Annotated in this window: 8 protein-coding genes; 2 read left to right on the plus strand and 6 right to left on the minus strand. The window is 51.4% G+C overall.

All coding sequences use genetic code 11. The annotated features are described in order from the left end of the window. Positions 1 to 215: 215 nt before the first annotated feature. The 3 genes from tpiA to KME12_27425 all read right to left on the minus strand — a co-directional run bounded on the left by tpiA (position 216) and on the right by KME12_27425 (position 4,171). Positions 216 to 944, minus strand: a complete 729-nt coding sequence (gene tpiA / locus KME12_27415) for a triose-phosphate isomerase (GenBank protein MBW4491491.1) — start codon at positions 942 to 944, stop codon at positions 216 to 218. Positions 945 to 1,137: 193 nt separating this feature from the next. Then, entirely contained in the window at positions 1,138 to 3,294 is a 2,157-nt protein-coding gene (locus tag KME12_27420) for a polyribonucleotide nucleotidyltransferase (protein MBW4491492.1), read from the minus strand. Positions 3,295 to 3,625: 331 nt separating this feature from the next. Further along, positions 3,626 to 4,171 (minus strand): GNAT family N-acetyltransferase, encoded by a 546-nt coding sequence (locus tag KME12_27425; protein ID MBW4491493.1) that lies wholly within the window; start codon positions 4,169 to 4,171, stop codon positions 3,626 to 3,628. Between the two features lie 136 nt (positions 4,172 to 4,307). On the opposite strand from KME12_27425, the gene KME12_27430 reads away from it, so the two are divergent. Together KME12_27430 and KME12_27435 are read left to right on the plus strand one after the other, a co-directional pair. Beyond that, on the plus strand, positions 4,308 to 7,736 hold the full coding sequence (locus KME12_27430; protein MBW4491494.1) for a DEAD/DEAH box helicase: 3,429 nt from the start codon (positions 4,308 to 4,310) through the stop codon (positions 7,734 to 7,736). Positions 7,737 to 7,852: 116 nt separating this feature from the next. Further along, on the plus strand, positions 7,853 to 8,635 hold the full coding sequence (locus KME12_27435) for a metal-binding protein (protein ID MBW4491495.1): 783 nt from the start codon (positions 7,853 to 7,855) through the stop codon (positions 8,633 to 8,635). A gap of 38 nt (positions 8,636 to 8,673) precedes the next feature. Here the strand turns inward: KME12_27435 and KME12_27440 are convergent, their stop codons facing one another. The 3 genes from KME12_27440 to KME12_27450 all read right to left on the minus strand — a co-directional run. Then, complete coding sequence (locus KME12_27440; GenBank protein ID MBW4491496.1) at positions 8,674 to 8,859, minus strand: PCP reductase family protein; 186 nt, start codon at positions 8,857 to 8,859, stop codon at positions 8,674 to 8,676. 156 nt (positions 8,860 to 9,015) lie between these two features. Beyond that, complete coding sequence (gene psbC / locus KME12_27445; protein MBW4491497.1) at positions 9,016 to 10,401, minus strand: photosystem II reaction center protein CP43; 1,386 nt, start codon at positions 10,399 to 10,401, stop codon at positions 9,016 to 9,018. Continuing rightward, the coding region (locus KME12_27450; protein MBW4491498.1) for a photosystem II protein D2 at positions 10,385 to 10,581 on the minus strand (197 nt) is incomplete at its 5' end. The genes KME12_27450 and psbC, both read right to left, overlap by 17 nt.

The raw sequence follows: 10,581 nt of genomic DNA on the forward strand, positions 1-10,581 counted from the left end.
TTGAGAGAGTTAATTCGAGAGTTCGTAAAACCCGATAGATAGTAGGGCAACTCCGCTTTACTCCATTGCCGCGACATCTCATCCCCACCTTGTAGAAGGATGGGGATTTCCCGTCTAGTTAGTTAAATTACTGGCCCAAAGACTATGTGGGCGAACCGCTGTTCGCCCCTACGCAAGATCTGATACCGAGGTTAGGGAATTGCTCTGGCCCGGTTCTAAGCTTGGTGGTTCACGATCCGAGCGAAGCTCTTGGGGTCTAGACTGGCCCCGCCGACTAAAGCACCGTCGATCTCTGGTTGAGCCATAATTTCGTCGATGTTGTCTGGTTTGACAGACCCACCGTACTGAATTGAGACATTGGCATTGGTCAATTTCTGACGAATTAAACCAATGACGCGATTGGCTTCTGTTGTTTCGCAAGTATCGCCAGTGCCGATCGCCCAGATCGGTTCGTAGGCAATCACCAAATTCTGCTGGTCAACTCCTACCAAGTCTTGGGCCAACTGGTTAAAAATCACGGCTTCGGTTTCGCCCGCGTCTCGCTGTTGCTTGGTTTCACCTACACACAAGATGGGGGTGAGGCTATGCCGTTGGGCTGCTTTTAGGCGCAGGTTTACAGTTTCGTCGGTTTCGCCAAAGTACTGTCGGCGTTCGCTGTGACCGACGACTACGAAGCGCACGCCAATTTCGGCTAGCATGGCACCCGCAATTTCACCCGTATAGGCACCCGCATCTTCCCAGTGAACGTTCTGAGCGCCCAACTGGACTCGACTGCCATGCAGACTCTTCGACAATAGCCCTAAATTTGTAAATGGAGCGCAAACGACTACTTCCCGCTCATCTGGGGTTGCATCCAATTCGGACATAAATCCTTGCAAAAACTCCAGGGACTCTGCCTGGGTTTTGTACATTTTCCAGTTGCCAGCAATAACGATTTTGCGCACGGGTGCTTCAGCCAAACTCACAACACTTTGAAATGCAACCTCCAGTTTAAGGCTTTCGGGGGGCAGTTTTACCTATTCTTGTCGTTGAGAAATTAAACTCAAAGCGATCGCCCTTCCTTAAAGTTAGGAAAAAGCGATCGCTTCCTGAGACTTCTAGTGAGTGACTTGAATCACCACCCACTAAAACTTGAGGTTACTTAGATTCCACAGTTACAGCTTCACGGGCGGCAGCAGCTTCCTCTGGGTGGATGCCCAGACGGGTGAGATTGACGCGGCCACGATTGTCAATTTCGCGGATCTTCACCACGACTTCATCGCCCACGGCAACTTCATCTTCCACCTTACCGACACGGTGCTCGGCCAACTGAGAAATGTGGATCATGCCTTCCTTTCCAGGGAGGAACTCCACAAACGCCCCAATCGGAATAATCCGAGTCACACGGCCTGCGTAAACATCTCCTGCATTTAGCTTGCGCGTCATGCCCTGGATAATGTTGCGAGCTCGCATGGCCTTTTCGCCATCGACTGCCGAAATCGTGATGGTGCCATCATCTTCGATGTCGATCTTGGCTCCGGTTTCTTCGGTAATGCCTTTGATCGTCTTACCACCTGGGCCAATGATCATGCCGATCAAGTCTTGGTCGATCTTGATGGTCAGCAGGCGAGGGGCGTAAGGGGAGAGTTCTTGGCGAGGTTGGTTGATTGTCCCCAACATTTTCTCTAGGATGTGCATCCGGGCAGGTTTGGCTTGGGCGATCGCTTTGGAAATGATTTCCATTGATAGCCCAGTGATCTTCATGTCCATCTGTAGCGCCGTGATACCGCTGTCGGTTCCAGCGACTTTGAAGTCCATGTCACCTAGGAAGTCTTCGATGCCTTGGATGTCTGTCAGAATCCGAATTTCATCGCCTTCCTTAATCAGACCCATCGCTGCACCACTGACAGGTTTGGTAATTGGTACGCCCGCATCCATGAGAGCTAGGGTAGAACCACAGACCGAACCCATCGAGGTGGAACCATTGGAAGACAGCACCTCAGACACGACCCGAATCACATAGGGAAATTCTTGCTGGCTTGGTAGCACAGGCACCAGTGCGCGTTCTGCTAAGGCACCGTGGCCCACTTCCCGGCGACCAGGCGATCGCATGGGTCGAGTTTCGCCCACCGAGTAAGGGGGGAAGTTGTAGTGATGCAGGTAACGCTTCTGCTCGTCGGGGTGCAGGTCGTCCAGCTCTTGGGCATCGCCAGGAGTACCTAGCGTGGCAACCGACAACACCTGAGTCAAGCCTCGGTTGAACAGGCCAGTGCCATGTACGCGCGAGGGCAGCACCCCGGTACGACAGGAAATGGGCCGTACTTCATCCAACTTCCGCCCATCTACACGCACCCCGTCTTCAATCACTTGGCGACGCATGAGGGTTTTGGTGATGTCTTTGAAGGTGTTGCCTAGAGCTTTGGAGTTGGCTGCGGCGGCGACTCGCACCGGGTCAGTTTCTTCCAATGCGGCAATCTCGCTGACGATCGCTGCTTTGACCTCATCTAAAGCGGCATCCCGTACCTTCTTGTCCGGTTCAAAGCGGGCCAGAATCTCTTTAATCTGAGCGGTGGCGCGATCGCGGATAAAAGTCTCTAGGGTGGAGTCAACTTCGGGTGGGGTTGCTTGCACTAAGGCCAGTCCCAACTCCTCTAGCAAGTCACGCTGTGCTTGAATCAAGTCCCGCACCGCTTCATAACCGAAGTCGATTGCTTCGATCATGTCTTGCTCAGGCAATTGGTTCGCGCCTGCTTCCACCATGACTACGCCATCAGGGGAGCCTGCAACGATCAAATCCAAATCACCAGACTCAATTTCGCTGTAGGTCGGGTTAATAATAAAATCATCACCTACCAAACCGACGCGCACGGCTGCCATTGGGCCATTAAAGGGAATCTGCGCTAACAGGACTGCAATCGAAGCTCCCGTTACGGCTAGCACATCGGGAGGGACTCGCTCATCCATTGACACGGTGGTTGCCACCACTTGAATGTCATCTCGTAGCCAAGAGGGGAATAGGGGACGCAGCGGACGGTCAATGAGGCGACTAGTCAGGGTTGCTCTTTCCGGGGGACGACCCTCACGCCGGAGAAATCCGCCTGGAATCCGACCTGCTGCATAAAGTCTTTCTTCGTAGTCCACCAGCAAGGGCAGGAAATCAATTCCTTCTCGCCCTGCTGCTTGCGTAGCCGTCACTAGAACCGCCGTATCGCCCGATTGAATTAACACTGACCCACCTGCTTGAGGGGCCAGCAAACCAACCTTAAGTCGAATATCCCGTCCATCAAAGGATATTGACTTGTCTATCTCTACCATGTAGCGTTCGTTCCTTTGTTGTTCTTATTTTTTTCTTCTGAGGCAATCGTAGCACTGATGACCTTGTGCTGCCTTTACAGGAGAGTCTTTGCAGGCGATCGCGCAGAGGAATTAGCTAGAGCAATTTCTTAACTAATCCTCAATCTTTAGTCATCTAACTAAACAATAATTAATTAGGATTTTTGGTCGGGAATTGTTCAAGCAAATGGCTACTTTTGTCTCCCTGCCCTGCGATCGCCTCATGCCTGATTGGTGATGGAGCCGACGCTAGAGACAGCCGCGATTGACAGCGATTTGATCAGAGGGTTCAACAAGTTATTGATAAGCACATTCAGCTTAAAGACCGATATAGAATGAGGGCATCAACTTGACAGCCTTCAGCCAACTGTACGGCTTGGGGAATGCGGCCAATGGTGCTGAATCCTAAAGATTGCCATAGGCTGATGGAAGGGGTATTGGTGGCAAACACCAAGTTGAACATTACGGCCTTATATCCCAAAGTGGGGGCGATCGCTAACATCGTCTCTTCCATCCACCGCCCTATTCCCTGGCCTCTTAAGCTTGGTTGCACAATAAACCCAGCATTGCAGAGATGGCTGCATCGTCCCGGAAAGTTTGGTTTGAGATAAAACGCTCCTAAGATTTTTGGTGATTTTTGGCCCTCTAGATCGTTCATTGCCCGCACGACAAAAGCATCATGACTCGCCCAATAAGCTACAAATTCGCTTTCGCTCAGAGGTTGTATTTGGGGATAGGTTTGGCCTTCAGTAATGACAATATTCAGCAGTTCCCGAACCGACTCTCGATCGGCAAGCTGCATCCGATCTAACTCGGTTGACATTCCATTTCGAAGTATTTTGTAAAGCGGCAACTGGATATTCATCAAGTGATCAGCGAAAGAGTTGTCAGCCAAGAGTTTTTAGTTCGAGAAAATCATGACTATGCGCCTGGTTAGCTTCGGTAGGTTCTACTCCAACTTTTAATCCTGATAAAATTCGGCAACTTAAAATCGCATGGCAATTTTACACGGTAGTTGGTTACTGCAAACTTCCAGAAATGTTGCTCATCAGAGTGCCTCAGAACTAGGAGAGCATGCTCCGTCTCTTGATTTCGCAGGCTGTTTTTTTGTCTGGGGTGAGACTTGGCGACGGATTGCTGACGATACGGCCATTGCTACTGAGCAGATTCCAGAGCATCCTTTTGCGATCGCACCCAGCGAGTTAGTGGATCTTCTGCGATCGCTGCACCAAGCGGGCAGGCTCAAGTGGACGTTGCCAGCTTCTGCTACTAGTTCCGTTTCTTCCCCACCCATAGCCAGCCCAACGCCTGCTGGACGTTCCCGTAAACGTACTGCTACGAGTAGCGCTACCTCTGCTTCTGTAATTGCTGTTGAGCCTGTTGCCGCTGCTGATGGTACGCTCACCTGGCGATCGCAAGTGTTAGCTTTACCCACTTGGGTCACAGCCACAACTCTCCTGCCTCAGCATTCTGCTGCTGCGCTTACCGAGGCTGAAGCGACACCCGATACGCTTTGCCTATCTCCTTGGCGAGTTGAGGGATTTTGTCTCCCTCCGCTGGCGGCAATGCAGTTTCTCCAGGCTTTGCCGCTGAGTTCTTTTGGTGCCGAAGATTCCTTTGTGGGCGATGATTTGCGGTTTTGGTCTCACATGGCCCGCTGGAGCCTGGATCTGCTGGCAAGAGGAAAATTTTTGCCGATGGTGCAAACCAATGGTGGTAGCGGAGTGGCTCGTTGGCAATCACTGCTCGACAGTGCGACGGATCAAGAAAGACTAGAGAAATTTAAGCAGCACTTACCTGCGGTTTGCCGTACTTATCAAGCTGCGCCCTCTGCTACACCCCAGGCCCAAGCCTTGGACTTACCCCTGGCACCACAGGATTTAATTCGAGGATTCTTAAACAGTACTTTGGATGCCCAAGTTAGAGCGATCGCTAGCCCTTTGGCTTCTACTAGTGTCCCAGGCGATCGCCGCAAGCCAGAAACTGCAATTGACCCAGCTCTGCAACTGTGGCTTCAAGCATTGAGCGCTGAATCTGGATTGATAACGAGCGATCCAGCGACCCTAGAGCGTTTAGAAACTGCTTTGCAGACTTGGACGGCCCCGCTCCAAGATTATTTGGCCGAGCAACAACGGTTTCGGACTTGCTTCTATTTACACCCTCCAGTCAGCGGGCAAACCGAATGGCTCCTGGAGTATTTCTTGCAAGCAGCCAACGATGCCGACTTTTTGCTGAGTGCCCCCACCATCTGGAGCAATCCCGTTGAGCGATTAGTGTATCTAGGCCGCACCATTGAGCGACCCCAAGAAACCTTACTGGCAGGCTTAGGGCTGGCTTCACGACTGTATCCGTTGCTAGAACCCAGCTTGCACGAGCAACGACCCCAGTTTTGTCGCCTCACCGCTTTGCAGGTGTATGAGTTCATTAAAACGGCAGCTTGGCGCTTACAAGATAGTGGTTTTGGTGTGCTTCTTCCGCCTGGGCTAGCGAACCAAGGGGGCTGGGCCAACCGTTTAGGACTGAAAATTCAAGCAGAGACTTCTATCGCGGGCGATCGCCGTCTAGGACTCCAAAGCTTACTGAATTTCCGCTGGGGCTTGTCGATTGGGGGGCAAACGCTTTCCAAAGGCGAGTTCGATCGCCTAGTGGCTCTGAATACCCCCTTAGTCGAAATCAACGGCGAGTGGGTGGAACTGCGGCCCCAAGATATTCGTGCGGCTCAAAATTTCTTTGCCGAACGCAAAGACCAGATGGCCCTCTCCTTGGAAGATGCCCTGCGAATTAGTACAGGCGACACGCAAGTGATTGAAAAGCTCCCTGTCGTCAGCTTTGAAGCCTCTGGTGCTCTACAAGAGCTAATCAATGCCCTCACCTCTGGTAGCCAAGCCGTAGAAGCGATCGCCACTCCCACTACCTTTAAGGGAGAGTTGCGTCCCTACCAAGCCCGTGGCGCTGGCTGGCTGGCCTTTCTAGAGCGCTGGGGCTTGGGTGCTTGCCTAGCGGACGATATGGGTTTGGGGAAAACCGTAGAGCTGATTGCTTTCTTGTTACATCTACAGGAACAAAAAGCGTTGGAACAGCCCACTCTCTTGGTCTGCCCCACTTCAGTGTTAGGTAACTGGGAGCGGGAAGTGAAGAGATTTGGTCCTACCCTCAAAGTCATGGTGCATCACGGCGACAAGCGCCCCAAAGGAAAAGTCTTTGCGAAAACCGTTAAAGGTCAACATTTAATCATTACGAGTTACGCGCTTATTCAACGAGACCTCAAAGATCTGCAAACTGTTACTTGGCAAGGGGTAGTGTTGGATGAAGCCCAGAATATTAAAAATCCAGAGGCTAAACAATCGCAAGCGGTACGGCAGCTAGAAAGCCACTTTCGTATTGCCTTGACGGGTACTCCGGTAGAGAACCGTCTCTCTGAGTTGTGGTCCATTTTGGACTTTCTCAATCCTGGCTATCTGGGGCCAAAGAACTTCTTTCAGCGACGGTTTGCCATCCCAGTAGAGCGTTACGGCGACACGGCTTCCCTCAAAACTCTGCGATCGCTAGTACAACCCTTTATTCTGCGTCGTCTCAAGAGCGATCGCAGCATTATCCAAGACTTGCCCGAAAAACAGGAAATGACGATTTTCTGTGGACTCACCGCCGAGCAAGCCAAGTTATACCAACAAGCGGTCGATACCTCCCTATCCGAAATTGAAAACGCTGAAGGCATCAAGCGACGAGGCATGATTCTAGCGCTGTTGGTGAAACTGAAGCAGATTTGTAATCACCCAACTTTGTTGAAGGATGAAGGAGGAGGGATGAAGGATGAAAACAAAACTGCTTCATCCTTCAAGAGCCGTTCTGGCAAGCTTCAGCGCTTGGAGGAGATGCTGGAAGAAATTTTAGCCACAAGTGAGGAAGTGGGTGCCACTAAAGGCGATCGCGCTTTAATCTTTACTCAATTTGCCGAGTGGGGCAAATTATTGCAAGACCATCTGCAAAAACAACTAAAGCAAGAAATTCCGTTCCTGTACGGCAGCACCTCGAAGAAGCAACGCGAGGAAATGGTCGATCGCTTTCAACAAGACCCTCAGGGGCCGAGAATTTTTATTCTTTCCCTCAAGGCAGGTGGGGTAGGACTCAATCTGACTCGTGCCAACCATGTCTTCCACTTCGATCGCTGGTGGAACCCAGCAGTCGAAAACCAAGCCACCGACCGGGTATTCCGCATCGGTCAGACTCGGAATGTCCAAGTGCACAAGTTTGTGTGCAACGGCACCTTGGAAGAAAAAATTCATGAATTGATTGAAAGCAAGAAAGCTCTAGCCGAGCAAGTTGTCGGGGCTGGTGAACAATGGCTAACTGAGATGGACACTGACCAACTCCGCAACTTGCTCTTGCTCGATCGCAGCGCTGTGATTGATGAGGACACAGAATGACCCATTATTCTCCCAATTCGACTAAAAATAACGAGCCACCTAAAGCCACCACGGCAGCAGATGGCGTTTCTCTCCAACCCAGCCGTGAATGGTGGGCGCAGCGCTGGGTAGATGTTTTGGAGTCTTTTGGCTGGCGACGACGCTTGGAGCGGGCTCGCAACTATGCTCGGCAAGGCAATGTTTTGTCGCTAGAGTTTCAAGGGCCAAAGGTGTCTGCTCTAGTCCAAGGTACTGCTCCTGAACCCTATCAAGTCTCGCTTTCCCTCGATCCGTTTACTGAGGAACAGTGGGGGTATGTGATTGAAACGATGTCCCAGCGAGCAATTTTCTCAGCCAAGCTCTTAGCAGGGGAAATGCCTCAAAGCATTGAAGAAGTCTTCACTAGTAATGGTTTGAGCTTGTTTCCACTCACACGATTTGATATTCATAGCAAATGCTCTTGCCCTGATCCTGCGAACCCCTGCAAGCACATTGGGGCCGTTTATTACCTGTTGGGCGATCGCTTTAGTGAAGATCCGTTTGTCTTGTTTGAACTGCGGGGGCGTACCAAAGAGCAAATTATCGCTGCCCTACGACAAATGCGGAGTACTAGCAGTGAGGGCACAGCATTAACTCCAGAAGAATCAGTGAGCGATCGCCCGCAACCCATTGCACCGCTAAAAATCGAGCAGTTTTGGCATTACAACGAACAGCTAGAGTCTTCTTTGGTAGTCATCGCGCCCCCTCCCAGTACAGAAACCATCTTGGATGTGCTTGGTCCTATTGCTATAAAACCAGAAGCGGCGACCAGTGCAACTACTCAGCCTCCCTCCCCGGTCGTTATGGAGCACCTGCGCTCTATCTATACGGCTGTTAGTCAGCAAGCAGTTGTGACTGCGATGAATACCGCAGACAGTTGATTGAAAACTTGTTTGAGCAGCGCTTCCTGAACTAGACCCTATTGGCCAAACTCTAGGCGAGCTTGCTCTACCAGCTCAGCCGTCACCGTATCCAACCCTCCCTCCCGCGCTAAATGCTCAATCCGCTGCCGTGCCTGCGATCGCACAAAAAAAGGAATATTTTGTAATTTAACTTTCGCTTCAGGAGTCCATCGGAGGGCATCGGTTAGATCTGACTCACGCATATGGGTCTTCCTTAGGTTTGTGTTTCACTTCTATCATTCCAAACTTCATTCCCACATAAAAGCACAGGTTGCTTAAATACAAAAAAAGCTCCTGCGTTAAAGCAGGAGCCTGAAATTATTTACCTAATAGTTCAGACAAATTCGCTAGAAAAAGTCTTAGTCAAGGTTAGGCATAGAGAGTACGGGTTCGGTGTCACGGTTGATGCCGCGTTCAAAACCAGCCGCAGCAGCCCGTGCTCGACCTGCGTGCCACAGGTGACCGACTAGGAAGAAGAAACCGAGCACGAAGTGAGAAGTTGACAACCAAGCGCGAGGAGACACGAAGTTAACAGAGTTAATTTCGGTTGCCACACCACCTACAGAGTTCAAAGAACCTAAAGGAGCGTGCGTCATGTACTCAGCCGCGCGGCGCACTTGCCAAGGTTGAATGTCGTTCTTGATTTTGTTGAGATCCAAGCCGTTAGGTCCACGCAGAGGCTCCAACCAAGGACCACGGAAGTCCCAGAAGCGCATGGTTTCACCACCAAAGATGATTTCACCAGTAGGGGAGCGCATCAGGTACTTACCAAGGCCTGTAGGACCTTGAGCAGAACCAACGTTTGCACCCAAGCGCTGGTCACGAATCAAGAAGGTCATTGCTTGCGCTTGGGACGCTTCAGGACCTGTAGGACCGAAGAATTCGCTGGGGTAAGCAGTGTTGTTGTACCAAACAAAGCAAGAAGCAATGAAGCCCATCAGGGACAGAGCACCCAAACTGTAGGAGAGGTAAGCCTCACCTGACCAGATGAAAGCGCGACGAGCCCAAGCAAAAGGCTTAGTGAGAATGTGGAAGATACCACCGAAAATGCAGACCAGGCCGACCCAAATATGACCACCGACGATGTCTTCTAAGTTGTCAACGCTGACAATCCAGCCATCGCCACCGAAAGGAGACTTCAACAGATAGCCAAAGATTGTGGCTGGGTTCAAAGTGGGGTTAGTGACAACCCGCACATCACCACCGCCTGGTGCCCAAGTATCGTATAGACCACCAAAGAACATGGCTTTAGCCACCAGTAGCAGAGCACCGCCTCCCAACAGGATCAGGTGAATGCCGATGATGGTGGTCATCTTGTTTTTGTCCTTCCAGTCGTAACCAAAGAAGGAGGAGTACTCTTCTAGGGTTTCAGGACCACGGACAGCATGGTAGATACCACCTAGGCCAAGTACCGCAGAAGAAATCAGGTGCAATACACCCACGACAAAGTAGGGGAAGGTGTTGATCACTTCACCACCAGGGCCAACGCCCCAGCCTTGAGCCGCCAAGTGAGGCAGCAGGATCAAGCCTTGCTCGTACATGGGCTTTTCGGGCACAAAGTGAGCCACCTCAAACAAGGTCATCGCTCCAGCCCAGAAAACAATCAGACCTTGGTGAGCGACGTGAGCGCCCAACAGCTTACCAGACAGACTAATTAGACGGGCATTACCAGCCCACCAAGCAAAACCAGATGACTCTTGGTCGCGGCCACTGCCCGCAACCACTGGATTAGAGAGCGTTACCACGGGGCAGAACCTCCTCAGGGAAGACAAAGTTTTCGTGTGGCTGGTCTTGAGGGGCCATCCAAGCGCGGATGCCCTCGTTCAGCAAGATGTTCTTCGTGTAGAACGTCTCAAATTCAGGGTCCTCCGCTGCGCGAATCTCTTGCGACACGAAGTCGTAAGCTCGCAGGTTCAGCGCCAGAC

The sequence above is a fragment of the Trichocoleus desertorum ATA4-8-CV12 genome, from assembly GCA_019358975.1.
Lineage (GTDB): Bacteria > Cyanobacteriota > Cyanobacteriia > FACHB-46 > FACHB-46 > Trichocoleus > Trichocoleus desertorum_A.

Bases quoted from the DNA above. Each gene is read 5' to 3' on its own strand.
- KME12_27430 (MBW4491494.1), top strand. From the start codon at position 4,308: ATGGCAATTTTACACGGTAGTTGGTTACTGCAAACTTCCAGAAATGTT.
- KME12_27440 (MBW4491496.1), bottom strand. From the start codon at position 8,859: ATGCGTGAGTCAGATCTAACCGATGCCCTCCGATGGACTCCTGAAGCG.
- KME12_27420 (MBW4491492.1), bottom strand. From the start codon at position 3,294: ATGGTAGAGATAGACAAGTCAATATCCTTTGATGGACGGGATATTCGA.